Source organism: Mycobacterium sp., assembly GCF_019243155.1.
Lineage (GTDB): Bacteria > Actinomycetota > Actinomycetes > Mycobacteriales > Mycobacteriaceae > Mycobacterium.
On sequence record NZ_JAFAUS010000330.1, the window covers coordinates 1 to 26,213 of the forward strand.

The 26,213-nt window shown below is 66.8% G+C and carries 27 protein-coding genes; 6 read left to right on the top strand and 21 right to left on the bottom strand.

Annotated features, from left to right (window positions below):
- From eccA to JOZ00_RS16750, 13 genes are all read right to left on the bottom strand, one after another.
- Positions 1–1,525: type VII secretion AAA-ATPase EccA (gene eccA, locus JOZ00_RS16690; RefSeq protein ID WP_293345469.1), on the bottom strand; the 1,525-nt coding region annotated here is incomplete at its 3' end.
- A gap of 64 nt (positions 1,526–1,589) precedes the next feature.
- Positions 1,590–3,167, bottom strand: coding sequence for a type VII secretion protein EccE (gene eccE / locus JOZ00_RS16695; protein ID WP_293345471.1), 1,578 nt, complete (start codon positions 3,165–3,167; stop codon positions 1,590–1,592).
- Complete coding sequence (gene mycP / locus JOZ00_RS16700; protein WP_293345473.1) at positions 3,164–4,834, bottom strand: type VII secretion-associated serine protease mycosin; 1,671 nt, start codon at positions 4,832–4,834, stop codon at positions 3,164–3,166. Before mycP ends, eccE begins: the two co-directional genes overlap by 4 nt.
- Positions 4,819–6,348, bottom strand: coding sequence for a type VII secretion integral membrane protein EccD (gene eccD, locus JOZ00_RS16705; RefSeq protein WP_293345475.1), 1,530 nt, complete (start codon positions 6,346–6,348; stop codon positions 4,819–4,821). Before eccD ends, mycP begins: the two co-directional genes overlap by 16 nt.
- Positions 6,345–7,370, bottom strand: coding sequence for a MinD/ParA family protein (locus tag JOZ00_RS16710; protein WP_293345477.1), 1,026 nt, complete (start codon positions 7,368–7,370; stop codon positions 6,345–6,347). Before JOZ00_RS16710 ends, eccD begins: the two co-directional genes overlap by 4 nt.
- 124 nt (positions 7,371–7,494) lie before the next feature.
- Entirely contained in the window at positions 7,495–8,325 is an 831-nt protein-coding gene (locus JOZ00_RS16715) for an ESX secretion-associated protein EspG (protein ID WP_293345479.1), read from the bottom strand.
- Between the two features lie 112 nt (positions 8,326–8,437).
- Positions 8,438–8,725 (bottom strand): WXG100 family type VII secretion target, encoded by a 288-nt coding sequence (locus tag JOZ00_RS16720; protein ID WP_293345481.1) that lies wholly within the window; start codon positions 8,723–8,725, stop codon positions 8,438–8,440.
- A 60-nt stretch (positions 8,726–8,785) separates the two neighbouring features.
- A complete protein-coding gene (locus tag JOZ00_RS16725; protein WP_293345483.1) occupies positions 8,786–9,094 on the bottom strand; it encodes a WXG100 family type VII secretion target in 309 nt (102 codons plus the stop codon).
- A 105-nt stretch (positions 9,095–9,199) separates the two neighbouring features.
- Positions 9,200–10,387 carry a PPE family protein gene (locus JOZ00_RS16730; RefSeq protein WP_293345485.1) on the bottom strand — a complete coding sequence of 396 codons (1,188 nt, stop codon included), beginning with the start codon at positions 10,385–10,387 and terminating at the stop codon, positions 9,200–9,202.
- Between the two features lie 12 nt (positions 10,388–10,399).
- Positions 10,400–10,699 (bottom strand): PE domain-containing protein, encoded by a 300-nt coding sequence (locus tag JOZ00_RS16735; protein WP_293345487.1) that lies wholly within the window; start codon positions 10,697–10,699, stop codon positions 10,400–10,402.
- A 171-nt stretch (positions 10,700–10,870) separates the two neighbouring features.
- Positions 10,871–11,269: a VOC family protein gene (locus JOZ00_RS16740; protein WP_293345489.1), complete on the bottom strand. Its 399-nt coding sequence runs from the start codon at positions 11,267–11,269 to the stop codon at positions 10,871–10,873.
- Positions 11,270–11,273: 4 nt separating this feature from the next.
- Positions 11,274–11,531 (bottom strand): hypothetical protein, encoded by a 258-nt coding sequence (locus JOZ00_RS16745; protein ID WP_293345490.1) that lies wholly within the window; start codon positions 11,529–11,531, stop codon positions 11,274–11,276.
- Between the two features lie 10 nt (positions 11,532–11,541).
- Positions 11,542–12,870, bottom strand: coding sequence for a HAMP domain-containing sensor histidine kinase (locus JOZ00_RS16750; RefSeq protein WP_293345515.1), 1,329 nt, complete (start codon positions 12,868–12,870; stop codon positions 11,542–11,544).
- 194 nt (positions 12,871–13,064) lie between these two features.
- Between JOZ00_RS16750 and JOZ00_RS16755 the strand changes: the two genes are divergently transcribed.
- Both JOZ00_RS16755 and JOZ00_RS16760 read left to right on the top strand, forming a co-directional pair.
- On the top strand, positions 13,065–13,667 hold the full coding sequence (locus tag JOZ00_RS16755) for a TetR/AcrR family transcriptional regulator (RefSeq protein ID WP_293345492.1): 603 nt from the start codon (positions 13,065–13,067) through the stop codon (positions 13,665–13,667).
- Between the two features lie 37 nt (positions 13,668–13,704).
- Positions 13,705–14,916 (top strand): acyl-CoA dehydrogenase family protein, encoded by a 1,212-nt coding sequence (locus JOZ00_RS16760; RefSeq protein ID WP_293345494.1) that lies wholly within the window; start codon positions 13,705–13,707, stop codon positions 14,914–14,916.
- On the opposite strand, the gene JOZ00_RS16765 is transcribed toward JOZ00_RS16760, so the two are convergent.
- Complete coding sequence (locus JOZ00_RS16765; RefSeq protein WP_293345496.1) at positions 14,884–16,002, bottom strand: LLM class flavin-dependent oxidoreductase; 1,119 nt, start codon at positions 16,000–16,002, stop codon at positions 14,884–14,886. The two genes, JOZ00_RS16760 and JOZ00_RS16765, sit on opposite strands and share 33 nt — an antisense overlap.
- A gap of 127 nt (positions 16,003–16,129) precedes the next feature.
- Here JOZ00_RS16765 and JOZ00_RS16770 point away from each other — a divergent pair, with 127 nt between their 5' ends.
- Both JOZ00_RS16770 and JOZ00_RS16775 read left to right on the top strand, forming a co-directional pair.
- Entirely contained in the window at positions 16,130–17,347 is a 1,218-nt protein-coding gene (locus JOZ00_RS16770; protein WP_293345498.1) for a GNAT family N-acetyltransferase, read from the top strand.
- Between the two features lie 22 nt (positions 17,348–17,369).
- Entirely contained in the window at positions 17,370–18,317 is a 948-nt protein-coding gene (locus JOZ00_RS16775; protein ID WP_293345500.1) for an FAD-binding oxidoreductase, read from the top strand.
- A 4-nt stretch (positions 18,318–18,321) separates the two neighbouring features.
- Here the strand turns inward: JOZ00_RS16775 and JOZ00_RS16780 are convergent, their stop codons facing one another.
- Entirely contained in the window at positions 18,322–19,260 is a 939-nt protein-coding gene (locus tag JOZ00_RS16780; RefSeq protein WP_293345502.1) for an alpha/beta hydrolase, read from the bottom strand.
- Positions 19,261–19,374: 114 nt separating this feature from the next.
- Between JOZ00_RS16780 and JOZ00_RS16785 the strand changes: the two genes are divergently transcribed.
- Entirely contained in the window at positions 19,375–19,980 is a 606-nt protein-coding gene (locus tag JOZ00_RS16785; RefSeq protein ID WP_293345504.1) for a DUF998 domain-containing protein, read from the top strand.
- On the opposite strand, the gene JOZ00_RS16790 is transcribed toward JOZ00_RS16785, so the two are convergent.
- From JOZ00_RS16790 to JOZ00_RS16805, 4 genes are all read right to left on the bottom strand, one after another.
- Positions 19,977–20,678, bottom strand: a complete 702-nt coding sequence (locus JOZ00_RS16790; protein ID WP_366022346.1) for an ABC transporter permease — start codon at positions 20,676–20,678, stop codon at positions 19,977–19,979. The two genes, JOZ00_RS16785 and JOZ00_RS16790, sit on opposite strands and share 4 nt — an antisense overlap.
- Before the next feature lie 71 nt (positions 20,679–20,749).
- Positions 20,750–21,715, bottom strand: coding sequence for an aliphatic sulfonate ABC transporter substrate-binding protein (locus tag JOZ00_RS16795; RefSeq protein ID WP_293345516.1), 966 nt, complete (start codon positions 21,713–21,715; stop codon positions 20,750–20,752).
- Positions 21,712–22,509, bottom strand: coding sequence for an ABC transporter ATP-binding protein (locus JOZ00_RS16800; RefSeq protein ID WP_293345517.1), 798 nt, complete (start codon positions 22,507–22,509; stop codon positions 21,712–21,714). Before JOZ00_RS16800 ends, JOZ00_RS16795 begins: the two co-directional genes overlap by 4 nt.
- Positions 22,510–22,627: 118 nt before the next feature.
- Positions 22,628–22,909, bottom strand: a complete 282-nt coding sequence (locus JOZ00_RS16805; RefSeq protein WP_293345507.1) for a hypothetical protein — start codon at positions 22,907–22,909, stop codon at positions 22,628–22,630.
- A 206-nt stretch (positions 22,910–23,115) separates the two neighbouring features.
- Between JOZ00_RS16805 and JOZ00_RS16810 the strand changes: the two genes are divergently transcribed.
- Complete coding sequence (locus JOZ00_RS16810; RefSeq protein WP_293345509.1) at positions 23,116–24,339, top strand: MFS transporter; 1,224 nt, start codon at positions 23,116–23,118, stop codon at positions 24,337–24,339.
- On the opposite strand, the gene JOZ00_RS16815 is transcribed toward JOZ00_RS16810, so the two are convergent.
- On the bottom strand, positions 24,336–25,226 hold the full coding sequence (locus JOZ00_RS16815) for an alpha/beta hydrolase (protein WP_293345511.1): 891 nt from the start codon (positions 25,224–25,226) through the stop codon (positions 24,336–24,338). The genes JOZ00_RS16810 and JOZ00_RS16815 overlap by 4 nt on opposite strands.
- Positions 25,223–26,213: MFS transporter (locus tag JOZ00_RS16820; protein ID WP_293345513.1), on the bottom strand; the 991-nt coding region annotated here is incomplete at its 5' end. The genes JOZ00_RS16820 and JOZ00_RS16815, both read right to left, overlap by 4 nt.

Here is a 26,213-nt window from a genome sequence, read left to right on the forward strand (position 1 = left end):
CGCCGATCTCCACAATCTCGGATGGCGAATAGGACTCGAACCTCAGCTTGCGGTTGAACCGGCCCGCCAAACCCGGGTTGACGGTGAGGAATTCGTCAACCTGATCCTCGTATCCCGCGCCGATGAAACAGAAGTCGAAGCGGTGCGCTTCCAGGGCGATCAACAGCTGGTTGACCGCCTCCATGCCGATCATGTCCGGCGTTCCATCCTGGTGGCGTTCGACCAGCGAATAGAACTCATCCATGAAAATGATTCGGCCGAGCGACTTTTCGATCAGCGCATTGGTCTTGGGGCCGGATTCCCCGATGAAGTGGCCGCAGAAGTCCGATCGGCGCACTTCTCGAATCTCGGGGTGGCGCACGATTCCCATACCTGCGTAGATCTTGCCCAACGCCTCGGCCGTCGTCGTCTTACCGGTACCGGGAGGGCCGACGAGCAGCATGTGATTGGTTTGCCCCTCGACCGGCAGCCCGTGCTCGAGTCGCATCATCCGGACTTCGAGCTGATCCTCCAGCGCCGACACCGCCTGCTTCACCGCCGCCAATCCCACCTGTTTGGCCAGCAACTCGCGGCCCTCGGCCAGCAACTCGGCGCGCAGCCCCGACGCGGCGTCGTCGTCGAGTTGGTCGCGGCTCTTGGCCGACGAGGCATCCCAGCGATCGGTGCGGCTGTCGATGGACTCTTCGTCCGTGACGACGAGGTGCAGGTTGGGATCGGCGAGTGCTTCCTTGGCCGCCTCGGTCAGGACCCCGTTGATCGTGGCCTTCGACAGCCAGACCTGCGCCTTGTCCTCTTCGCCCAGCTGGCGGTGCACCATCCCGCGCACGTACGCCAAGTCGGCCACCAGCAGCGGAATATCGGCCGGCCCGATCGAAGCGGTCAGCACGTGGGCGTCGAACCGTCCCGACGACTTGTTGTGCCCGATCACATCGACACGGTCCAGCCAGTCGAGCGCGACCCGGCCCTGCCCGAGATGCGCGGCGGCGTAGGCCGCCAACGCGCAAATCGACGCCGTCACTGCCGACATGATGATCGCCTGTGCCGGCAACTCCTCTGCTGCCGCCAACAGCACGTCCGGCCACCGTTGCGTGGTGTACATCAAGAAGGTTCGCGCCAACTGGTGCCACTGAAAGTTGGTCCACGAATCCAGCAACTCGTGACCGGCCAACAACTTGTCGGCCGCGGCGTACTCGCCGGCCAAGGTCAGCGCCGACGACAGCGCCAGCCCCACCTGGGAGGCATCGGTCACCGTGATCCCGATGTAAGGCCCCAGCTGGATCTCCGCGGCGAGCGTCTGTCCGATACGCGTTGTCTCGCGGTGCAACCATTCACTGCTCGCGTAGAGCTGTTTCAGCGAGGCAAGGTCGTTGTCACCGCACGCGATGCGCCCCAGCCAGGCGTCGGCCATCGACGGGTCCGCATCGGTGGCGGCGACGAAATCGGGCAGTGCCGCCGCCGCGCCCTGCCGGCTCCTGATCGACATGGCCCGGTCGAAAAGCCTACGGGCGGTCTGTAAATCACCCATGCCGGGCACCGCTGCGGTTGCGCACGCTCATCAAACTCTGCCTCAAACTCGCGTTGTTGCTCTTCTACGTTGCGACCGACATGCTGACCGGCTCGAGGCTGACGTAGCGATTCTCGGCGCGGAACATATCCATCTCTACGAGCCAATTCTTTCCTGCCGCACTGACGTTCACCACCGCAGGGCCGATCTGCTCGATCACCACCTCGAACCCGTGCCGGTGCCCCTCGGACAGCGTGGTCCCCGAGGGAGCGACGGTGATCACCGTAGCCGGTCGCGGGGTGGGCGAGATCGCGGCATCGCCGCCGCCCGCCCGATACTCGACGACGCTGACGGTGGTCCGCGGCGCGGGCCGTGCCGAGCTGACGATGCTGATCTCCGGCATGCGCACGCTGGCCCAGCGAGACATGTCGCGGGTGTGCACACAGACCCGTTCGCCCGCACCGGCTGTCCGGATCACGATCCGCTTGGCGATCGGGTCGTCGGCGGCCACGAACACCCGCGACAACTCACCGGCGTCGGTGACCGGCATCAGCAGGCGGTCCCCATTGCTGAGCTTGCCGATCAGCACGCCCGATGGCCCGATCTCGGTGAGCAGTTGTTCGGGCAACGGGCCGGGGCGCAATCCCCGCAAGAACGGCCGCGGGCCGCACATGTTGGCCGCGGCCGCCGCGGCCTGCTCGCCGTTAAGCCGACGCAGGACCACGCTGGGCGGGGTCGGTGCGGGTGTCGGGCTGCGCACGGTGATCGTCGCGGTGCACGTCGCGTCCGGAAACACGGTCACGTTCTGAATGATTTCGTCGGCCCGCAGCGTCCACGCCTGCGCGAGGTTGCGCGACGAGATGACCTGGCCCGGGTAGGCGTAGGTCGTCATCCAACCCGCTTCTCCGCGTACGGCTTTCCATCGCTGCGTGGTTCCGGAAACCGCGTCCCAACCCAGCCTGCGGTCGAGCTCAACCAGGTCGGTCGCGGTCGCGACCTTCGCCCGCAGCCCGTGGCAGCGCAGCAGCCCGGAGATTCGCTGAGCGACCGAGATCGCCGTCGCACCAACGGTTGTGCGCCAACGCAACGCTTGCGTGTTGTCGATCACCGACAGTCGCATGACCAGCCAGGTCTCGCGACGACCCGCATACGGCGGGGTCCCGATCTCCGAGTCGTACACTCGCGGATAGTCGCCGACGCTGCCGTGCCTGGAACCGATCGTCACCACGCTGATCGAGTCGAGTTCCAGGCCCAGCGCCTGATGCAGCATCGGCACCAATTCGACAACGTCGATGACGTTTTCGCTTTCGACGGTCACCGAACCGGTCACCATCGTGGCCTGGTGCGCCCCGCCGAGCAGCTGCACCGCGACCACGGCGACGCCGTCTTGGACACGCACGCCGCCACCGGATCGGTTGTTGGCCACCGTGATCGGGGCCTCCCAGGCGATCGGGCGCCGGCCCCGCTGCCACAACACGGCCCACGACCAAGCCGGTTGACCCCACCATCGGACGAATACGAGTGCCACGCCCAATACCACGGCGACCGCTGCGCCGATCCAGCCGACGAGTAGCCAACTCACCAGCGCGAGGATGAAGATGATCCACACCCCGACGACGCGTCGATTGCTGCCGCGGCTGAACCCGGTCAGCGTGGGCCTCATCGCGCTCTCCGCAGCCGCGCCGCGACCGCCACCACGAGGACCCCGGCGGCCACGGCGCCGATGAACCCGATGGCGATGTTGCGTGCCCGGTGATCCGGCGGCGGGGGCGGCGGCGCGGGCGTGATGACCCGGCTTTGCGCACCCGGCGGCGTCCGGTCACCGGGTGGGATGTTGAACGTCAACGCGGCAACGGGGTCGACAAGGCCGTATCCGACCTTATTGTCAACTCCCGCAGGCGGATTGTGCGCGGACTGCACGATCCTGTTGATCACCTGATGGGCGCTTAGCTCAGGGAATTTCGCCCGTACCAACGCCGCGACGCCGCTGACGTAGGCCGCCGAGAAACTGGTGCCCCAGAACGGCATGTTCTTCTCGCCCGGCCGAGACGGCGGGTACGCGTTGACCGGCCCCCCGCCCTGGGGCGACAGCCCCATGATGAGGGTGCCCGGCGCGGCCACGCCGACCCACGGGCCCGACATGCTCTTGTCGAGCGCGGCCCCGGTGGCGTCGACAGCGCCCACCGACAGCACGTAATCGGAGAACCAGGACGGTGACGACACGACCTTGACCTGATGCCAGTCCCGCGGATCCGACGGGTCCAGTGGGTCGAACGTCGGGTTGTTGTCGCAACCCGCCTCCCCGTCGTTGCCGGCGGCCGCGACGATCACCGCGTCCTTCGCGGTGGAGGCGTACCACAACGCGGCGCCCAGCGCCCGTTGGTCGGCGGGGGCCGCCGCCGGCAGACAGGCGGTGACCGAAATGTTGATCACCTTGGCGCCCATGTTCGCCGCATGAACCACGGCGCGTGCCACCGTGTTCAGCGTGCCCGCCTTGACCTTCTCGTCCGAATTGGGGTCCCCCGGTGGAGGATTGACCGGCTCGAAAGCCCTCGAGGACTGCCTGATCGAGATGATGGTCGCGTTGGGAGCCACGCCCACGACCCCGTCCGGCGCTCCGGGCGGCAACGGCGGCACCGCGGGTTCGTCCTCGGTCTGCGGGTCCGGCGGTCCGTTGGACGCGGCCGTCGCACCGCCTCCCTCGGGCGGCGGGGGCGGGGGCGGTGGCGGCGGCGGTGGCGGAGGAATCACCTGAGTGATCGTCACCGGCGGTGGGGGCGGTGGCGGAGCCATCGGCGGCGGAACCTCAACCGGCGGAGGCGGAGCCCCGATGACGGGGGGCGGTCCGGCCGGCGGGGGGAACGCGGGTGTCACGGGCATCGGCCGTGGCATCGGCAGAATCCCTTGGGGCGCAGCGGCGATGATCGAGCTGACCACCGTGCCGTGCGCATCGCAGTCCGACAGGCCGTCCTCACCCATGATGTAGTCGCCTCCCGGCACCACCGGTAGCCGCGGATTGGGCGAGACGCCGGTGTCGATGACCGCGACGGGCACACCGTTGCCGGTGCTGTACTGCCACGCCCTGGCGATGTTGAGGAGGTTGAACCCCGGCGCCAGCTGCGCCACGTCGGGCGTACGCACGTCGATCGGCGTGGAGCAGCTGTTGGCGCGGCGCATCGGTTGGTCGGATCGTGGCGGCCCATCCGGCGGCACCATTCCCGGATCCACCAACGGTGGTGTGATGGCCTGTGCGGCAGGGACATTGGCGCTCAGCGCGACCAGGGTGACCGCGGCGGCCACCGCCGCGGCCTTCCTTAGTGGCGAATCCACGTGAAGAGTCCCCCCAGGGCCGCCGCCGCCGGCAGCAATACGATGAACGCCAGCACTTCCACCCATTCCACGGTCAACCGGATGAAGGGCCTGAAACGGACCGCCGGTACCAAAAGCGCTGCGGCCAAACCCAATGCGGCAAACACCGCCACCGCCATCGCGGGCCAGAGCAGGCCGGTCAGAACGTCTTTCGGCGCCGCCACTGCGTATTTGACCACCCCGGCGCAGACCGCCGCGGACGCCCCGCAGACCAGCGCGACCGCCTGATACTTGGCGGCGAAGCCGCGGCCCTGCGTGATGAAGATGCCGACGACCAGCCCGGCGACCAGCAGCGCCAACCATGCCCAGGGCCGCCCGGGGGCCAGCACGCCCCACACCGCGACGGGCAAGGCTATCGACACCCCGATGCACACGCCCACCTGTACCGCGTTGATCAACCGTGCCGCGGCGGCGATCGCGGCGCCGCGCGCGGTGATGTCGGTCAGTTCGTTGTCCTCGTCCTCGGACTCGTCCTCATTGACCGGGGACACGGTGTCGACGGGCATGCCCTCCCGGCGTGCGAAAAGGTCACGGCCCGTGATGGATCCGAAGTGTGGCGGCCGCACCCGAGCCACCCACAACGCGATCAGGGGGGTCGTCCTGACCAGGACGAGCAATGCGACCAGCACGCAGATGGCCAGCACCTGCGCCGAAGCCGGGCGGAACATCCGAACCGCGGCGACCGCCGCAAGGATCCCGCACACCGTCACCACCGCGGTGACCACCGCGGTCTGCCAGCGTCGCCGGGTCGTCACACCGATGGCTATGGCGCCCAGGATCACTATCACCAGACCGATCAGGCCGTGGGCGGCGCCGAGCCGGCCGGGCGGCGCACAGGCGCCGGCGACGGCCAGCAGTGCCACCGCCATCCAGCCGAACCCGGTGAACATGTCGCGCCGCTGCCGCCACCCGGAGCGGACCACGAACGTCGCGATCACCAGCAGCACACCGAATCCGCCCGCCACCGCGGCCGGAATCACGTTGTCGATGAATGTCCGCGCGCGCAGCGTCAGCGCCACCACGACCACGACCGCCATCGCGACGACCGCGATTGCGGTGTGGGCCGCGGTCAGCGACGTCACCGGCGCGAACATCCGGTCACCACCGTCGCGGCCCAGCCACTTGCCCATGGCCGCCAAACCGGTCGACAGCGATTCGTACTGCGGCTCAAAGGATTCGCCGGCCACCCGCGGCACCAGCACCAGGGTGTCGCCGTCTTGCACGCCCAGCTCGTCCAGGCTCTTGTTGATGTCGAGGCGGACCCCGTTGATCTTGTGCAGTTCGTAGCTGCCCGCCGGCAACGCAACGCCGTCAAAGCCTTTGCGCTTCAGGTCGGCATCAAACAGCTCGACCATTCCCTCGAAGAATCCTTCCACCGCAATTCCGGCGGGGAACACTTGCGAGCAAAGGTGCTTCTCGTAGGAAATGTTGACCGCACAGCGCGCCGGGAAAGCGACCTTATGCGGCGATGTCATGGCGTCGCACGCTCCGCATCGGGAATGTATTTATCGGCCAATCCGGCGGTGATTTCAAATAGACGCAGTCGAGTTTTTTTCTTCAACTCGTGAACCGTATCGATGATCCCGCCTTTTGCCAGGTGTGGATCAAACGGCAGTTCTTCGACGGTTGCGCCGACCTTGGAGTACCGCTCCGTCAAGTAAGCCAGCGCATCCTTGTCGGTGATCTCGTCGGTGTGGTTGATGATCACGGTGCTGTTCGAGACCAGCTCGTGGTAGCCCTGGGACCGCAGATAGTCGATCGCCCGCAGCACCGGCCGAGACCGGTCCGCGGTGATTCCCGAGACGAACACCAGCGTGTCCGTGCTCTCCAAAACCGGCTTCATCACTTCATGTTCGAGGTCTTCGGAGGCGTCGACGATCATAACGGTGTGGGTGCGCCGCAGCCGGGACAAGACACCGGAGAACATCGCGGGCACCAGCGGCCTTGGCTGGTCTGATGTGCGGTTTCCAGCCAAAACGTCCAAGCCCACCGCATTCTGGCCGAGGTGCTCGCGAATATCCGCGTAGCCCTGGACGTCGGTGTCGTTGATGATCGCGGTGTAGTCCCCGGGCGGTGAATCGTCGATGCGGTCTGCCAGCGTCCCGAAGCCCGGGACGGCGTCGATCGCAATCACGTTCTGCGGGCGGCATTCCCGGAACACCCCGCCGAGGCAGGCAACCACCGTGGTGACCCCAACGCCACCCTTCCCGGAGACGACAGTGATCACATACTGCCGCCGAATGTGCCGTCGTATGCGATTCTGCAAATCCCGGTAGTGCCGTTCACTGGGCGATTCACCCGGGTTTATTTTGCGAAATGAGATGACATACAGAAATTTCCGCCAACCCGACCCCGGGGGAATCTTTCTGGGGGCGGCCAGATCCGTAATGCGCATTGTGTCCGACACGGAATCCGGGAAGTTGCGGCCCCCTGACGGCTCCCCCCGTCTGAGTGCCCCTTCATCCGACATATTCGGGTCATTCCAAGGGCTTGTCACGACGCGATGCTAACACGCTTTGCGACACGCCGTTTACGTGATCACAAACCTTTCAAGTGCGGGAGGTGTTGCTATTCCAAGGCTTTGGTTAACTGAGTTAGTTAGAGCCGTTTATGATCGCCCGTCAGACCACCCGTCGATACGAGAACCACTCCTCCCCGGCGGGCAGACGGCGGATCAGCCTTTGTACGGCTCCGCCGATGTCCGTTCGCGAGCCGGGCGAGAGGATCTGGTAGCGGCGCTGACCCGAGATCACGCTTTCCACGCAGACGCGTCCCGCGGGGGTGTCGACGATGGAGACGGTCGAATTTCCAACGGCTATGCGCGCGAACTCATCCGAACCGACGCCGGCCTGCAGTCCCACGATCGACGCATGCGCCGAGCGCGCGGGATCGGCGGCCATGGTGACGAGCGCCAGCTGGTCGACGTCGAGACGCTGGCTGAGCAGAAACGATCGCAGGCTGGCCGCGTCGCGCACCGACTCAAGCAGGTGCTCGGTATCCAGGGTCACCGGCTTCAGGGGCGCCGCCTCCGCCACACCGCAGAGCCGCTCGACCTGACCGACCACGAGCTCGCTCGCCGCGGTTTCGTTGCTCGCGGTGCCGACGGGATAGAGACGCACCAGATCTTCGTGGCGTTCCAGCACCACCCACCAGGTGGCGAATCGGCAGATGGCCGCCCGCGTCGGCTCACGGCCCGGCACACCGATGGTCACCATCAAGCCCAAGTCGCGCCGCAACAGCACCGTCAGCCATTCTCGGATCATCGGGTCGGCGTTGCCGGCCTCGTCCAGCGCGCCGGCCGCCACCAAATCGGCCACCACCGGATGCCGCATCGCGCGCTCCGGGGTGTCAAGCCGTGGCAGCAGTGGCCGCAACCCGAGTTCGGGGCACGTCTGCTCCACCCCGGTCACCGCTTGCAGCACCCACAAACCATCGACCGTCGTCGTCAGCATGTCGCCTCGCCCTCGAGCAGCGAATCCCTCAGCCAGCGAACAAGAACGGGAGGTGGGGCACACGCGCTCAGCGCATCTACCCCACCTTCGCTTGCCCTAGTGGCGAGCGGACTCAGAACAAGCCGGCGATGTGCTGGTCCGTGCTGATCGCACCGTCGAGCACGTGGGAGGTCGTCTGACCGTGCTGGCGGATGGTGTCGATAAGCCCCTGCAGCCCCGACAGCATCTGCGCCTGCGCCTCGAAAAAGCCCGACGCGCCATGGCCGGAGAAGAACTCCTGGAGCGCGTTGGTCCGGTTCGAGGTGTCCTCGTAAATGGACTGCAGCTGCCCGGCACGCGACGCGATATCGCTGGCGAAGTCGGCCACCGCTCCGGGGTTATAAGTGATCGGATCTGACATCGTTATGTCCTTTCAGGAAAGCAGTTGTGGAATTAGGAATGTATTTTCAAGAAATCCGGATCAGTGTCCGCCGAATAGGGCGCTGAACGCGTGGGTGGAGTCGGCCTCGTGGCCTTCCATCAGGGCCGCCGCCTTCGTGAGGCCTTCGGCCAGCCGCGTGCCGCCGCTCAACACTTTGTTCAGGTCGTTTTGGACCTCGATGGATGTCGCGTGCGACGCGGTCACCGCGTCACCGGACCAGGTCGACGGGTTCATCACGTTCTCCTGATTGGCGACGTAACCCTGACCGATTCCAATCGCGTGTTCCATGTTCGCCTGGATGGCGTTGGAAGCATCGCGAAGCATTTGCGGTGTCACTTTAATTGTCACGGAATTTCCCTTCTACGGTTGGCCGCCCCCCGTATTGCCTGGGGCCTGGTGCGAAGTGTATGGCGGCTATTTCGACCTGTCGATTCACCCTTCACCGGGTCACCTTCACACCCGATCGTCGACGACCCGCACCGTCGCGGGCACTTCTGATTTGTCGCGGGATCCGCGGTGGCCCCCCGCCCCATGGCCCACCGGCATACCGCCCATCGGGCTGCCACCCATCGAGGTGGTCTGTGGACGCATGGCCTCGGCACCCAGCGCTCCGCTCGGTCGCAACCCCACTGGGCGACCGCCGGTGGCCGGCTCGAAAGCACTGACCGGGCGGGTGAAACTGGTGGCGGGCATGGCGGCACCGCCCAGCGATGCGCCCCCGCTTCCGACGCTCGCGGCGCCGGCCTCGGCTGCGGAAAGGCTGCTGGTCGCGGAGACGGCCGAAGCCGCGGGACTCGCGCCACCCATGGCACCGGCGTTGGAGAACATGCCCATCAGCGGCTGCATCGCGCTCATCGGGGCCTGCATCATCTGCATCGGAGCCTGCATGGCCTGCGGGACCGCTCCCATCACCGACTGCACAGGCTCCATGAACGAGCCGGCCTGACTGGCGAAGTCCTGCCCGCCCGACGCTGCCTGACCGGCCCCCTGCGTTCCCGTCTGTGCGCCCTGGTAGGCGGCGCGCATGCCGTCACCGGCCGCGGTTTGAGCGGCCGCATCGCCAACCGCCGACGCCGCCTGCGCCCCTGCGGCCGGCGAAGCACCCATGCTCGCGATCGGCGGTGGGATGGCCAGGCTTTCGGACAGCGAGGTGAGGATTGCGCCGTAGCTGGCCCCGACCGCGGAGTTGTTCGGCCACATCACCCCGAAGTACTGGACGTCCAGCGAGACGATCCGCGGCGTCAATGCGCCGAGCACCATCGGGTTGATGCCGTTGTCGACGCCCCACTCGTCGCGATTGGCAATGCATTCGGGCGCTGGGTGCATCGCGCCGTTGGCCATCTGATAGGCCGAGACGGCGGTGGAGACCACCGCCGGCTTCACGTCCACCCAGCCGGCCAGGCCGTGCAGCGACGCGTTGAGCATGGTGACATTCGCCGCCGAAGCCGCCGACCCCGCGCCCATCCAACTCGTAGAGGTCGCGGCGGTGTTGATCGCTGAGGCCACACCTGAGGCGTGATGTGTTGCCGCCAGGGCCGTCCACGCTGTCTCGTTGGCCAGATGCGTGACTACCCCGGCCCCCGCCTTGAGCAGTAGATCGTTTTCCTCAGGCGTACGTGCGGCCCACCCCGGATCCGCCATACGTACTTCCCCCTAAAACGCCAGCGTGGCTGCGCGCAACGCCTCCGTGGTGGTGTAGACCCCCGCCGACATGCCCTGTGCACCGGCGAACAGACCGCGCTGGGCGGAATGCTCGGACACCACCCCGAGATAGCTGGCGCCGCAGGCGTTCAGGGCCGCAGCGAACATCGCCGAGTCGGGGTCGCCGCCCATCGGCAACACTGAGAGCAGTGCCGGCGCCGCTGCCGAAGCCGCCGCCTGGGTCTCGGCGCTGATCGCCGATTCAGCGCCGGCCGAGGCCAGGACAGCCTCGGATTGCACCTGCAAAACCATGATTCCCTCCGATAGCTTCTCGTCAAAAGACGTGCTTGGGAGATCAGTCTAGTGTGCTTCGGGCGATTGTGTATTCAGTCCTTTGGCTTTAGCACTCGGCGGGCGACCATTCCCGCAGTGCCGCCGTCACTAATTACAGCCCTGCAAGTATCCGGAGCGATCCGGCGAGCCTTAGTCGCGGTCGTGATGGCAGACGGCTTCGATCTTGATTCCGAATGGGTCGTACCAAAATGTGGCGTAGTAATGGCCGGGGTATTGCGGGAAATGCCGCGGCGGGTGGATGACGGTGCCGCCGATGTGAATGACGTGCGCATAGACCGCGTCGACCAATGATCGGCGCCGAACGATAAATGCCAGGTGTTGCAAGCCGATTCGTTGCGCCGAGTACTCACCGGGCTCGGCCGCGGGATAGAAGAAAAGATACGTTCCGGGTTTATTCTCGGCGGGCTTATAGGCGAATTCGTCGTCAGCATAAAGGAATGGCTCGAATCCCACGAGCGGCATCAGCGCATCGTAATATTTTCTCGCCGCCGACAGGTCGGGCACGTTGATCCCGAGGTGGCCGAGCATCGCCTCAGCCCCGGTGTCCGCTCGCGGAAGGCATGGTCAGGTCGTAGACATATGCGCGGTCGTCCTTAGCGCTCACCCACATTCCTTCCGGTGGAACCTCGCCTTGCCCGGCGTCTGCGAACGGTCGCGCGAGTACCGCGCCGGAATCAGTACACACCGACCACCCGAAGTCGGGTAGCCGTCGACACCACACGTCGGCGTCATCGGTGCCGGCGCGCTCGAAGTGGTAGGTCATGGCGTCCACTCGCCGCTCGAACCTCACGGGTGCGACGCTACGCGGGCCCACGTCCGTCGCCGGCGAGCAGCAGCAGCAACCGCGTGCCACCGAGTGGGCTGGTTTGCAGGGTGGCCGTGCCGCCGTGCAATTCGGCCTGCTGGGCAACGAGCGCGAGCCCCAGCCCGGAGCCCGAACGCGACGCCGTCGAGCCTCGAGCGAACCGCGCAAAGACGTTGGCGCGTTCGGATTCCGGGACACCGGAGCCGTCGTCGTCGATGGCGATCTCCACGCCCTTGCCGGAGCTACCGACGGTGAGCTGGATCTTGCTGGCGTTCCCGTGCTTGACGGCATTGGCGATGGCGTTGTCGATGACCAACCGCAACCCCGTGGGCAGGCCCACCATCAACACCGTCGGCGACGGCACCAGCGACACTTCGACGTCGGGGTAGATGCGGGGCGCGTCGTGGGCCGCGCGATCCAGGAGTTCGGTGATATCGAACGGGACGAAATCGTCGATGGTGGTCAGTTCCCCCTGCGCCAGCCGTTCCAGCGCGGTCAGCGTCGCTTCGATGCGGCTCTGGGTGCGGATGACATCGCCGATGACTTCCTGTCGCTGCTCATGGGGCAAATCCAGGGTGGACAGCACCTCCAGGTTGGTGCGCATCGCGGTCAGCGGGGTGCGCAGCTCGTGGGAGGCGACCGCGGCGAAGTCGCGGGCCGATTCGAGCGCGGCTTTGGTGCGCTGTTGTTCGTTGCCGATGCGCGCCAGCATTCCCTCGACCGCTTCGGCGATCTCCACGGCCTCCCGGACGCCGCGGACCTGGACTTCGTCGGGGCTGGACTGGGCGTTGATGGCGCGGGCCTGCTGGGCCAGCAGCAGGAACGGGTTGACCATGATCAGCGAGATCACCCAGCCGACCACGACGGTGCCCCCGATGACGCTGGCGCAGATCAACAACACCCGCAGGTGCAGCTCATTGATCCGATGCTGGGCCTCGGCCAACGGCGCGGCGAGCGCGATCGTGGCGGGACCCGCGGAGAACGTGCGGACCCGGTACTTCACCCCGTTGATCGTGGTGTCCGCGTAGCCGTTCGGAAGTTGCGGCAAGACGATGTTGCTGGGCACCGACGAGGTCACCCCGCCGATGCGCGCGGTGCGCACCAGGTTGCCGTCCGGCATGGGCCGGTCGGGGCTGGCGTGGTCGGCGTTGTTGAGAAGCGTGTTGATGTCGCCGAGGCTGCTGACCGAGTCGAGCCGGCGATCGAGCTGGCTGTACTGGTCATTGGTGACGCCCACCCAGACCCAGGTGCCCAGCAGCACGACGAGGGTCATCACCGCCAGCGCGGCGACGATGACGATGGTGCGCAGCGACAGCACCCGCATCGGCAGCTGTACGTGCGATAACACGCGAATGTCAGGCTCCTTCAGCGAGCTCGCGGCAGATCCGACGCGTCCACGCGTCGTGGCGTTCGCAGAGAACTTACCGCTCGACCTCGTCGAGTTGTCCGACTGTCGAACCGGCAAGCCGCGAACTGCACCTTTTGCCTTCGGTGGTGGTGAGTGAGTACTCTCTCACCATGCTTGCCTCCGGACGCGATCGGCTGCTGGCCGAGGCCCTGCGGCTCTTCGCCGCCAAGGGGTACTCGGCGACCTCGGTGGCCGACATCCAGCGGGCATCGGGTCTGGCGCCTGGGTCGGGGGCCCTCTACAAACACTTCGGTTCGAAGCGGGAACTGCTCGAGGCCGCCGTCGCGCATCGGATCGACAGCATCGTGGCCGCCCGCGAGCAGTACGACGCCGGGCAACCCGGCAGCGTCGAAAACGCGGTGCGCACCGCAGGTCAGCTGATCTGGAACAACCTCAAGCAGAGCGAGGACCTGCTCAAGGTCATGTTGCGCGAACCCGAAACGCTCGGCGACCTGGACGACAAGACGTGGCAGGTCATCACCGACAACGCCTACCAGCGGTTCGCCGACGAGCTGGCCGCGTCAAATCGCTCCGGCCGCACGCAGATTCCCGACCCCGAGGCGGCCGCCGCCGCGGCCATCGGCTCGTTGTCGTACGCCGCCACTTTGCAGGCGCTGACCGGCCGCCTGCCCGGCAACATCGCCGAAGACCGGTACTTCGAAGCGTGGGTCAGCCAGACGGTCAGCGTCCTCAAGCAATACGGAACCCGTTGAAATCAATGAAGCGACAATCTATTTCAGGAGTAAGACTATGACGTTTTCACTGCAACTCAGCGACGACGTGATCGAGATCCGCGACTGGGTGCACAAGTTCGCGGCCGAGATCGTCCGCCCCGCCGCGGCCGAGTGGGACGAGCGGGAAGAGACGCCGTGGCCGGTGATCCAGGAGGCCGCCAAGGTGGGGTTGTACTCCCCCGACCTGTTCGCCCAACAGGCCGCCGAGCCAACAGGTCTGGGCATGCTGACCGTGTTCGAGGAATTGTTCTGGGGCGATGCCGGTATCGCGCTCTCGATCATGGGCACCGGATTGGCCGCGGCGGCGTTGGCGGGCAACGGAACTCCCGAGCAGCTGGGCCGTTGGCTGCCCGAGATGTTCGGTACGGCCGAGGAACCCAAGCTCGGCGCGTTCTGCTCGTCGGAGCCCGACGCCGGCTCCGACGTCGGCGCCATCCGCACCCGGGCCCGCTACGACGAGGCGACCAACGAGTGGGTTCTCAACGGCACCAAGACCTGGGCCACCAACGGCGGCATCGCCAATGTCCACATCGTGGTGGCGTCGGTTTACCCCGAACTCGGCACCCGCGGCCAGGCCACCTTCATCATCCCGGCGGACACCAAGGGTTTCGCGCAGGGACAGAAATTCAAGAAGCACGGAATCCGCGCTTCCCACACCGCCGAGGTGGTGCTCGACAATGTCAGGCTGCCCGAGGATCACATCCTCGGTGGCCGGGAAAAGTTCGAATCTCGGATCGCCCGCGCGAAATCCGGCGCCTCTTCACGTGGACAGGCCGCGATGAAGACCTTCGAGCGCACCCGGCCCACCGTCGGCGCGATGGCCGTCGGTGTGGCGCGTGCCGCGTACGAGTACGCACTCGAATACGCTTGCCAGCGCGAGCAATTCGGGCGCAAGATCGGCGAGTTCCAGGCGGTGGCCTTCAAGCTCGCGGACATGAAGAGCCGCATCGACGCGGCGCGGCTGCTGGTGTGGCGCGCCGGTTGGATGGCGCGCAACAACCAATCCTTCGACGCGGCCGAGGGTTCGATGGCCAAGCTGGTCGCAAGCGAGACCGCGGTCTATGTCACCGATGAAGCGATCCAGATCCTGGGCGGCAACGGCTACACCCGCGACTACCCCGTCGAGCGGATGCACCGCGACGCCAAGATCTTCACCATCTTCGAGGGCACCAGTGAGATTCAGCGCCTCGTGATTTCACGCGCGCTGACCGGCTTGCCCATTCGTTAGCGCGCCGGCCTTGGCCAGCAGGGGCAGCACGCCTTCGGCGAACCAGTACGCCTCTTCCAGGTGCGGGTAGCCCGACAGGATGAACTCCTCAAAGCCCAGCGCGTGGTATTCGGAGATCAGGTTCGCCACCTCCTGGTGGCTGCCTACCAGGGCGGTGCCGGCGCCACCGCGCACGAGGCCGACGCCGGCCCACAGGTTGGGGTAGATCTCCAGCTTGTCGACCCGCCCGCCGTGCAGCGCGGTCATCCGGCGTTGTCCGACGGATTCCGACTTGGCATGCTGCGCAGTCGCTTTGGCGATCTGCTCCTCGGTGAGCTCGGCCAGCATCTCGTTGGTGACGGCCCAGGCCGCCGCGGACGTGTCCCGGGTGATGGTGTGCAGCCGAATGCCGCACCGGACTTTGCGACCCTGGGCCGCCGCCCGTTCGCGAACCCGGTCGACCTTGGCGGCCGCCGCCTGCGGGGGCTCGCCCCAGGTCAGGTAGACGTCGGCGTACTCCGCCGCGATCGGCAGTGCCGCAGGCGAGGAGCCGCCGAAGTAGATCTCCGGCAACGGGTTTGGCGGCGCCGACACCCGGGCGTCGGAAACGTTGTAGTACTTGCCGGTGAAATCCACCGACTCCTGCGTCCACACCGAGGTCACGATGTGCAGGAACTCGGCGGTGCGGGCGTAGCGCTCGTCGTGACCGAGCCAGTCGCCGAAGCGGCGCTGTTCCGCGTCGTCGCTGCCGCTGACGACGTTGAGCAGCACCCTGCCTTCCGAGAACCGTTGCAGCGTCGCGGTCTGCTGCGCGGCCAGCGTGGGTGGCACCAGCCCCGGTCGGAACGCGACGAGAAACTTCAGCCGCTCGGTCTCGGCCAGCAGCGCGGCCGACGTCAGCCAGGCGTCCTCACACCACGTGCCCGTCGGCGTCAGCACTCCCTCGAAGCCGAGACGGTCGGCGGCGCGGGCCACTTCGGCCAGATAGCGCCGGCTGGGTGCGCGATATCCGCTCGGCAGCTCGCGGTTCGCCGACGCATGCGACCCGCCGACGATCGAACGGCTGTCGCCGGTGGTCGGCAGGAACCAAAAAAATCTCGCGGCCATCCGCGCCGACGCTAGGTTCTCGGACCAGCGCCGCGCAAGTTGCGTTCTGGGCGGATTTATCCCGTCCCACCCGCGCGTATTTGCAGTAGCCTGCCGCGGGCAAGCGGATACCAGACATGATGGCGGCATGACCATCGGGCTCAAGATTCTCGACAGCGAGGACGACCTCATCGCGGCGGCGAACGTGTTTCGCGCCGCCATGATCGGGTTTCCACCGATGTCGGGGCTGCGGCCCGGCCAGATCACCGAGTTGCTCGAGCCGGGCCGCACCGTCGGGGCGTTCGTCGACGGTCAGCTCGTGGGCACCGCCGACGCCGTGACGAGCCGGTTGACGCTGCCCGGCGGGGCGATCGTGGGACACGCCGCCGTGACACATATCGGGGTGCTGCCGTCCCACACCCGGCAGGGCGTCGCCAGTGCGTTGATACGTCACCAATTCGACGACATCGCCGCGCGCGGTGAGGTGGTGGCAACCCTGCGGGCCTCGGAGGCGACGATCTATGGGCGGTACGGCTACGGCGTCGCGAGTTCGTCGCAGACCCTCGAGGTGCAGACGGCGCGGGCAACGCTGCGCCCCGACGTAGGGACCGGCGGTCCGGTCCGGCTGATCGACAGTTCGCGGGCGTGGGAGGTGCTGCCCCGGATCTACGCCGAGAATCGGCCGTCCCGTCCGGGAACCATCGACCGCCCCGCGGTGTGGTGGCAAGGCTCGCGGCTGCGCGCCGAATCATCCACGGGAGCAGCGTATGTCGCTGTTCACGGCCAGCTTGGCGCCGAGACGGGGTTCGTCCGCTACCGCCCGACCGACACCGAGCGGTGGTTCGTCAGCGACCAGCGGACGATCGTCGTCGAGGACTTCTTCGCGCCGTCGGCCGAGGCCTACCTGGGACTGCTGCGATTCCTGTTGGGCCTCGACCTCATCGATCGCGTGGTGTTCTGGATGCTGCCACTCGACGATCCGCTGCCCTGGCTGCTCGCCGACCGGCGGGCCGTGCGGTCGACCGCGGTGCACGACGAGACGTGGCTGCGCATCATCGACGTGCCTGCGGCGCTGTCGGCACGTCGATATGCCGGCGACGGCGCGGTCACGATCGCGGTCGATGATTCTCTGCTGCAACAGAATTCGAGGCGATTCGCTATCGGAAGCGATGGAGTCGAGCCGACCGACCGACCGCCTCAGCTGGAAGTCGGCGTGGAGGGACTCTCGGCGGTCCTGCTCGGCGGGACCGCCTGGCGCGATCTCGCCGTCGCCGGCCTGGCCCGGGCGCACGATCCCGCGGCGCTGGCCGTGGCCGACCAATTGTTCGCGTGGCAGGACGCTCCGCACGCCGGGTTCTTCTTCTAGCCGCGGCGGGTATGCGTACCGCGTGATCGTCGTCATCGGTGCCGGGATATGTGGTCTCGCCGCGGCCTACGAGCTGTTGCGGCGCGGGGAGACCACGGTTGTGCTCGAGCGCGGAGAGCCGTTCGCCGAGCAGTCCGTCGGGCTGGCGCGGATCTTCCGGATCGCCCATCGACGTCCGGCGTTGTGCCGGCTCGCGATCCAGGCCCGCGCGGGCTGGCAACGCTGGGAGACCGAACTCGGAGTGGGGCGGCTGTTGGGCTCTGAAGGCTTCATCGCCGCCGGCGACTGCGACGACACCGCGGCGGCGATGGCTCAGGCCGATGCGACTTTCTCCTGGCTCGACAGCTCGGAGATCGCGGCGCGCATCCCGTTCGTCGCCGCGCCTTGGGAGAGCGGCGTTTTCGATCCGCTCGGCGGCAGCCTGCGAATCCGCCGCGCGTTGACCGCGCTGGCGCGCCGGGTCGGCGTCCGGCGCGCGGAGGTCGTGTCGGTCGCCGACGACGGCTCGACGACGCTGGCCGACGGCACCGTGCTGACCGGCGACCGCGTGCTGATCTGCGCGGGGGCCCGGACGTCGGAGCTGTTCGGGCCCCTCGGCGTGGAGATCGGTCCGCACACCCGGTTCACCTATGAGGGCGCCGACGCGGTCGGCGCCGCGTGCCTGTCGGCGCCCGAGGGCTACGGGTTGCCGCTGGGTAGCACCGGCCGCTGGGCATTCGGCCAACAGGTACCGGACCCCGCGACGATCCGCGCCTTGTTCCCGTCACTGTCCCCGGTTGACCATGTCGATTGCGTCCACGTTCGCGCCCCGTGGCTCGACTCCGGCGGGGACGGCTGGACCGTTGCCCGCCGTGGCCGGGTGATCGCGTTCGTCGGCGCCAACCTGATGAAGTTCGGACCGGTGCTCGGCGACCTCCTCGCCCGCGCCGCGCTGAGCGACGAACTGCCGAGCGAATTGGCGCTCGGTTGACGGCCTAGCGATTCGGAGCGGACCGCTGCAGCACCAGACGAACGGTGGCCACAACCAGGTCGGGCTGGTGCAATTGGATGAAGTGGTCGCTGCCCGTCGCGATCAGATGGGGCGTCTGCGGCCGCAGCGCGATCAGATCCGACGTGGCGTCCCGCCATGCCTGCTCTAAGTGCGCGCTCTGCTCGGGCGCGACGGTGCCGGGAACCGCGAACGGCTCGGTCCTCGTCAGCACGGCGGTGGGCACGGGCGGGAAGGCGGGGGCCGCGGCAACCTGTTCGATGCTCTTGTCGATGTCGATCACCTCAAACGACGGAGAATTCGTGAACTGCGGCAACGGTTCTGCCAACATCTGCCGATAGGTCGGCCAGTCGGATCCCATCAGGCCCGGTATCTCGACTCCGAAGGCATCGACGAACACCACTCCCCGCACCTGGTCGGGGTACGTCTGGGCGTACAGACGCGCGAACAACCCGCCCAGCGAGTGCCCGACCAGAACGTACGGGCCCGGAACACGAGCGGCCGCGAGCAACGCGTGCAGATCCTGGGTGACGTCTTGCGCGGTGCGCGGCATCGCGACCGGTGAACTGCGATCGGTGATGCTGGGCGGATCGGGAAACCGCAGGGTGCCGGGCCGGTCATAGGCGCAGACGCGGTGGTCACCCGCGAGGGCAGGCAGCACGGCGGGGCCTACCGCCGGGGCCGCGGCGTCGGAACTGCTCCACGGGTCGGACGAGTTGTGGTAGCCGGACTCCAAAATGATTGTCGGCGTGCCCTTTCCACGGCACGCCAGATAGAGGTGCCGCCCGTTGCCGATCTCGATCGGACCGGCGAAGGCGCCCGCTGCCGCAGCGGCGTGGTTGTTCTCCGCGCCGCATCCGGCCAGTGCGAGCACCAGCACCGACGCATACGCGGCGATTTTCGGAATCCGCCGAATTGCACGCATCGGGTCATTGTCCGGGTACCGCCGTCGTCCGTGACAGCATGGTGGCGAAGATCGACGCAACGGCGGGAGGTTCGACCCAACTTGGGGAGCACGCGTGGGGCAGCCCTCTGGATCGTGGCGGCCGTCGGGTACCTGATCCTCGAGGCGGTCGCCGCCGCGAGCTTTGCACCCGGTTACAGCTACGCGCGCAACTACATCAGCGATCTCGGCCTTCCCAGCGGCACGCTGGTTCGCGGACAGGTGGTCGAATCCTCGCGCGCCTACCTGATGCATGCCGCGTTCTATCTGCAGGGCGGCCTGTTCTTCCTCGGGGCGCTGCTGCTCACCGGCATCCCCGAGAATCGCAGGGCCCGAATCTTTTTGGGCTCGGTAATCGCGAACGCTGTCGGCAACATCGTGATCGGCACTGTGCACAGCGGCAAAGTCCACGTCGCCGGTGCTCTGCTGGCGATTGTCGGTGGCAACGCCGCTATTTGGTTGGGATCCGCAGCCATTGGCCTTCTCGCCCGACTCCCCTGGTACCCCAGAGCCAGTAAATTGCTTGCGGTCCTTGGGCTCTCGTGCTTCGTCATGCTGGCGATCAATTCGCTGACGACGAAAACCGTCCTGCTGCCCAACGGGATCTGGGAGCGCGGCAGCGTGTACTCGATCACCCTCTGGCAGTTGCTTACCGCCGTATGTGTGCTGATCCCTTCGCGGCGGGCGGCCCGGCCGAACTAGCCGCGGCGCCGTGCGATGCGCTGCTCAACGGCACCCAGGGCGGCATCGGTGACCTTGCCGAGCGCAGCCAGCAGGATGATCGCCACCAGCATCACGTCGGTGCGGCCTGTGTTCTGGCTGTCGATCAGCAGGAACCCGAGACCCTTCGAGGAAGCGATCAGTTCGGCGGCGACGACGAAAAGCCAAGCGTTCGCCAAACCCAACCGGAGTCCGTTCACCAACTCCGGCGCCGCAGCGGGCAGCATCACGGTCGCCAGCAGCGCGGCGCCGTGTCGGCCGTAGGCCCGGCCCACCTCCACCAGCCGAGAGTCGACATGCGAGAGGGCTGATGCCGTCGTGGTGTAGATGGGGAAGAAACCACCGATCGCGACGAGCAGCACCTTCGGCGTCTCGTCGATGCCAAACCACAAGAGCAGCAATGGAACCCACGCCAGAGACGGTACGGTGCGGATGGCGGCGACGGTGGGGGCCAGTAGCCGGCGCACGGTAACCGACAGGCCGACGAGTGAACCCAGCGTGAGCGCCGCGGCCGCCCCGGCCAGGTAGCCGACCAGAACCCGCGCAGCGCTGGCTTCCAGGTGAGTCCACAATTCTCCGTGCTGGAGCAGCGCGCCCAGCGCGGACACCACATCACCCGGCGGCGGCAGTTGGCTGGGAGAGAACAACCCCATCCCGGCGGTGACGAGCTGCCAGATCACCAGCAGCAGTAGCGGAACGATCAGCCCCACCGAGGCCAGCGGGAGCCGCGCGAGTAGCCCCGATCGTTTCGTCAGTGGGTCTGTTGAACGTATTTCGGTTCGATCAGCGAGCTCAGCGCGTTGCGGCCGGCGTCGTCGGATTTGATGTCGGAGTCGGCGACCGCCAGCGGCTCCACCCGGGTCAGCACCGCGCGCTGCGGATCCCCCGGTACCGGATCGATGTCCACCAGTGTCCGGGTCAGCTCCTCCTGCGCCACGCTCAGCGGGATGTTCGCCTGCGAAGCCAGCAACGCTGCCAGTTGATCGGGATGTGCCTTCGCCCACTTGCGGGCCTCCTCATAGCTGTTGACCACCGCCTGCAGAGCCTCCGGATGGTTGGCGATGAAATCCTCCCGGGCGTTCAAAAACCCATAGGTATTGAAAGCCGGGTTGCGGTAGATGAAACGGGAGCCCGACTGCTGGATGGTCTCAGCGATGAACGGGTCCAACCCGGACCAGGCGTCGACGTTGCCGCGCTCCAGAGCAGTCTTACCGTCGGCGTGCTGCAGATTCACAATCTCGATGTCGCTGGGCGAAAGGCCCGCTGCAGCAAGCGATTGCAGCAGAAAGAAGTACGGGTCGGTGCCCTTGGTGACAGCGACCTTCTTGCCTTTCAGGTCGGCGACGGAGTTGATGGGCGAGTTCTTGGTGACGATCAGAGCCGTCCACTCACCGCCGGCGTACAGGTCGACGGCCTTGATCGGCGACCCGTTCGCCCTCGCGACCAATGCGGCCGACCCGGCGGTAGACCCGACGTCCAGCGCCTTGGACCGCAGGCCCTCGTTGGCTTTGTTGCTGCCGGCCGACAATACCCACGTGACGTTGTAGCCACGGTTCTCTAGCAGGCGTTGATCGCGAACCACCAGGCTGAGCGGACTGTAATACGCGTAATCCAGATGGATGTCTTTGCCCGCGGAATTGCCGGCGTGCGAACCACAACCGGACAACGCGATGACGCCGGCAACGGCCGAAATCACGGTCAGGTGGCGACCTTTCACCATGCTTTTGTCTCCTCTTCGACAACAGAGCGCAGGCTGTCACCGCTGCGTCGCGGCACGCCGAGTTCGTCCAACAACTTGTCGCGCAGTGCGGCGATGCGCGGGTCTCCGCGGTCGCGTGGTTTTGGAATCGCGACGTCGAACGTCGCCGCGATACGGGCGCCACCACTCGCTGCACCGGTTTCCAGGGCGCGCAGGACCATCACCCGGTCTGCGAGGATCGCCGCCTCCTCGACGTCGTGTGTCACCAGCAGCGTTGTGGTTCCGGCCTCCTGCTGCACGGTGTCGAGCAGGTCTTGCATACGGAGTCGGGTCAGCGCGTCCAGCGCCGCCAATGGCTCGTCGAGCAGCAGGACGCTGGGGCGGCGGGCCAGGGCGCGCGCGAGGCCGGCACGTTGGGCCATGCCCCCGGAAACCTGCCGTGGTTGGTGGTTGCCGAATTCCTGCAGCCCGACAACTTCCAGCCAATGCTGAACGTCCGCAGCGCCTTTCGCGCGCGGCGTGCCGGGTGGCAGCCCATACGCAACGTTGGCGGACAGGGATCGCCATGGCAACAGCCTGGGCTCCTGGAACACCATCGCGCAGCGGGAATCGATCCCGCGAACCGCTGCACCGTCGATCTCGATGCGTCCACCGGAGGGGAGGTCGAGCCCGGCTACCAGTCGCAGCAGTGTCGACTTACCACTGCCCGAAGACCCGAGCAGCGCAACAACCTCGCCCGGTTCAATCTCGACGTCGACGTCGCGCAGCACCGTGTGCGATCCGAAAGTTCGGTTGACATGTCGAAGTGACACACATGCCGGCGCAGGACTGGTCGACATCACCCGCGAAGCCTAGGAACCGTCGCGCCGGGCCACCAGGTTTCGGTTGCTGATGATTAAAAGCCGCGGCGCCTGGCGCGGCCGCACACCATCAGCCGTGCGGCGCCTCGGAGATCTTGGAATCCGGCTTGCCCACGCTCTGGCAGTAGGTGGCCGCCGACAGTCGCGTCGCCGAGATTTCCAAACTCGTCGGGTCGGCACCGCTCTTGTCCTTGAGCATCTTGCTGATCTCGTCGTTCTGTTTCTTCTCGTCTTGCGTGGTGAAGTCCTTGCACTTCGTGTCGCCGCCGGTGTTGATCACCTGTGAGGCCGAGCACGCGCTGGACAACAGCACGGCAAGCGCGATGGTAGCGGCCGCAATTTGCTTCATCATCTGCCTCCTGGATCCTAAGTCGTGGTATCTGTACACCAAACCAGGTGCTTTCAAACTCCGGCGTCGTTTTCGCCGGTGAGCCCTGTGGTTTGCGGGCGGACTGCAACGGCAGGCGGGAGGGAATCGGCGGGAATAACTGCCTGGGGCGGGTCGGCTATAAGGTGTCGTCGGCCGGCCGCGCAACGCCCTCGGGGGGAGGAGAATCAGTGTCCTCGTCGAATGGATCATCGGGGCGGTCGGCAATGGTGACGGTGGATGAAGCCGACGACCGCAGCGGCTCGCATGCGAGCTGGGGCTTGTTCATTGCCGTGCTGGCGCTGTTGCTGTCGACGGGATGGGTCGCCAACCACTTCGTCGCGCTGATGCCCCTGATCAGCAGTCAGCAGCATCTGGGCGCGGCAGCGCTCGACGCGATCTTCGGAATCTACGCGCTCGGACTGCTACCCGGGCTGCTCATCGGCGGGCGAGTGTCGGACGCGCTCGGCCGTCGGTCGGTGGCGTTGGCAGGTTCGACGGTTGCGGTGGTGGGCACCATCGCGATGCTGGTCTCCCAGCAATCAGACGTGTTGCTGATCGGGCGCTTCGTCGTGGGGCTCGGCGTGGGCCTGACGATGAGTTCGTGTACCGCGTGGGCCTCGGACATGAGGGGGCCCGCCGGCGCGGCCACGGCGGGAGCGCTGTTGACGGCCGGCTTCGCGATCGGACCATTCGGCGCGGCTCTGATCGTCCGGGCCGGGCATTCCGGCATTCGAGTGTCTTTCGTGATCGCAGCCGTGATCGTGGTGTCGGCGATGATTGCCGCGATCGTGGCAGGCCGACGCGTCAAGACGACCGCTCCGCCAACATCGGTTTCCTCGGCGGAGTCCGCACCGGGCCCGCAGGGTGTCGCGTGGGCATTGAGTTGGGCGCTTCCCCTGGCGCCGTGGGTGTTCGCTTCGGCCACACTGGGTTTCATCACGATCCCGAGCCGGGTACACACCACCCTCGCGGCTCCGATGGCCGCGGGCACGGCCACGCTGATGGTCAACGGCGTCAGTGGGCTTGTGCAGGTGCTGGCTCGCGTGCGCAACTGGGGGCCGCATGCGGGGACCGCCGGTGCCGTCCTGGCCGCGCTCGGCTACGCGCTGACCGCGGCGGCACCCTCGACGATGACGCTGGCGTTCGGGTTGCCGCTGTTCCTCATCCTGGGCTGTGCATCCGGCCTGTGCCTGCGAGCGGGCCTGATCGATCTGGAAACCACGGCGCCCCACCGGGTTCGGGGTGGCCTAACCGGAATCTTCTACGTGGTGACCTACATCGGTTTCGGACTGCCACTGCTCTTGACGACAATCGGGTCACCGCGGGCATCGATGATGATCCTCACCGCGATGGCCGTGCTGGCATCGCTCACAGCGGTCACTCGCGCGCTGCGGTTGAGCCGCAATCGTTAGCTGTTTCGATGAGCGTGCAGGACCGCATCGGCGAAGGCGGCCGGGGCCTCTTGCGGCACGTTGTGTCCGGCTTGGACCGGCCGCACATCGAGCAGCGCCGGGAAATGCTGGGCGTGTGCCGCGCGACCCGGCACCACGGGGACCAGACCGTCACGTAGGGGATCGATCACCACCGTGGGCACGGTGATGGGTGGCTGGGTACCGATCTGGTCTTCCAAACCCTGGTAGGCCGAATCCCCCGGCACCAATCCGTAGCGATGTCGGTACGAGTGCACGACGACGTCGACAAAGTCGGAATTATCGAAAGATGCTGCGGTGGAATCGAATTCGTCGTCGGTAAAGCGCCAGTCCGGTGACCACTCCTGCCACAACAGCCGGGCGAACTCTCGACGATGCGCCGCCAAACCTGCTCGTCCGCGCTCACCATGCAGGTAGTACTGGTACCACAGCCTCCGCTCGGACTCCGGGGGTACCGGGAAAGCCGCGGCGGCGATGTCCTGCACGTGGTAGCCCGACACCGTCACCAGCGCCCGCACATCCTGCGGCCACAACATCGCGGCCAGGCAGGCGGCCCGGCCGCCCCAGTCGAATCCCGCCACGATCGGCGCGGTTAATCCCAACGCGGCGATCAGCGCGCGCAGGTCCGCGGCGAGCGCCGCCTGCTGCCCCGAACGTGGCGTGGCGGGATCGAGGAAGCGAGTCGGCCCGTAGCCGCGCAGGTACGGAACGACAACGTGGGCACCGGCATCCGACAGAGCCGGTGCGACGTCGTCGTAGCAGCGCGGGTCATACGGAAAGCCGTGCAGGAGTACGACGGGCCAGCCGGCGGGATCGCCGTGGCGCTGGACGGCAACCTCGAGCACGCCGGCCCGGACCGTGTCCGTCACGCGGGCAGCGTAGCGGGTGAGGCGTTGACTGCGGCGGTCGTCCTGGCGGTTTTCGCGGTGAGGTCTTCACTGATGTCGTCGAGAGCGAGACCCTTCGGCTCGCGCACCAGGAATGTCGTCGCGATGGCGGCCGCGTAACAGCAGAAGCCCAACAGCGTGACCGCCCGCAACCCGGATCCACTGAGCAGGAGCGGCACGACGAGCGCACCCAGGAACGCGCCGACTTTGGCGATACCGGACGAAAGCCCGTGGAAGGTACTGCGAATCGCGGTCGGGTAGGACTCTGCCGCGAGAAGCATGGTGGTGTAGTTGGGCCCGAAGGCGACCCCGAACAGCGACATCCCGAAGACGAGACCGAACGGCACCACCGATGCCCTGACGCCGGGTATCGCGGTGATCAGCAGCATCGCCAGCGCGCACAACCCGAAGCCGGTGATCTGCAGGGTGCGTCGCGGCATCCGGTCGAGAACCAGCAGGCCGGCGATCGCGCCGCTGAGACTGAAGCAGATGACCAGCAACGCGTTCAGAGCGATGTTGGACAACATGCTGCCGTGTGGGGCGATGCTCTTGATGAGCAGTGGCTGGCTGACGTAGCTGCCGTAGACGGCGACGTTGAAGAAGAACCAACTGCCCGCGGTGCCAAGGAGAATCGTCAAGAGCTTCCGATTCGCCAGTACCGAGCGGAGTCTGACGTTGGGCCTGTCCGAGGCGGTCGGCGCGGCAAAAGCTCCGGCCGACGCCCGGGTGAATTTTTCGAAATCCTTCGCCGCTTGCCGCTCGTCGCCGCGCTCGGCCGTCCAGCGGGGGGACTCGGGCATGTGCCGACGCTGATAGAGCACGAGCAGCGACGGAACGACGCCGAGCCCGAGGATCACCCGCCAGGCGAGGTGGTCGGGGACGCCGACTGCGAGCACGAGCACGCCGACCAGGTAGGCCGTCACTTGGCCGAACACGTAGAAGATGAACGTGAGCCCGACCAGCCGGCCG

What these genes read in the sequence shown, in the direction of transcription:
- eccE (WP_293345471.1), bottom strand. Translation starts at nt 3,167, where the DNA reads ATGAGGCCCACGCTGACCGGGTTCAGCCGCGGCAGCAATCGACGCGTC.
- eccD (WP_293345475.1), bottom strand. Translation starts at nt 6,348, where the DNA reads ATGACATCGCCGCATAAGGTCGCTTTCCCGGCGCGCTGTGCGGTCAAC.
- JOZ00_RS16715 (WP_293345479.1), bottom strand. Translation starts at nt 8,325, where the DNA reads ATGCTGACGACGACGGTCGATGGTTTGTGGGTGCTGCAAGCGGTGACC.
- JOZ00_RS16720 (WP_293345481.1), bottom strand. Translation starts at nt 8,725, where the DNA reads ATGTCAGATCCGATCACTTATAACCCCGGAGCGGTGGCCGACTTCGCC.
- JOZ00_RS16730 (WP_293345485.1), bottom strand. Translation starts at nt 10,387, where the DNA reads ATGGCGGATCCGGGGTGGGCCGCACGTACGCCTGAGGAAAACGATCTA.
- JOZ00_RS16735 (WP_293345487.1), bottom strand. Translation starts at nt 10,699, where the DNA reads ATGGTTTTGCAGGTGCAATCCGAGGCTGTCCTGGCCTCGGCCGGCGCT.
- JOZ00_RS16740 (WP_293345489.1), bottom strand. Translation starts at nt 11,269, where the DNA reads ATGCTCGGCCACCTCGGGATCAACGTGCCCGACCTGTCGGCGGCGAGA.
- JOZ00_RS16750 (WP_293345515.1), bottom strand. Translation starts at nt 12,870, where the DNA reads ATGCGGGTGCTGTCGCTGCGCACCATCGTCATCGTCGCCGCGCTGGCG.
- JOZ00_RS16755 (WP_293345492.1), top strand. Translation starts at nt 13,065, where the DNA reads ATGCTTGCCTCCGGACGCGATCGGCTGCTGGCCGAGGCCCTGCGGCTC.
- JOZ00_RS16760 (WP_293345494.1), top strand. Translation starts at nt 13,705, where the DNA reads ATGACGTTTTCACTGCAACTCAGCGACGACGTGATCGAGATCCGCGAC.
- JOZ00_RS16765 (WP_293345496.1), bottom strand. Translation starts at nt 16,002, where the DNA reads ATGGCCGCGAGATTTTTTTGGTTCCTGCCGACCACCGGCGACAGCCGT.
- JOZ00_RS16770 (WP_293345498.1), top strand. Translation starts at nt 16,130, where the DNA reads ATGACCATCGGGCTCAAGATTCTCGACAGCGAGGACGACCTCATCGCG.
- JOZ00_RS16780 (WP_293345502.1), bottom strand. Translation starts at nt 19,260, where the DNA reads ATGCGTGCAATTCGGCGGATTCCGAAAATCGCCGCGTATGCGTCGGTG.
- JOZ00_RS16805 (WP_293345507.1), bottom strand. Translation starts at nt 22,909, where the DNA reads ATGATGAAGCAAATTGCGGCCGCTACCATCGCGCTTGCCGTGCTGTTG.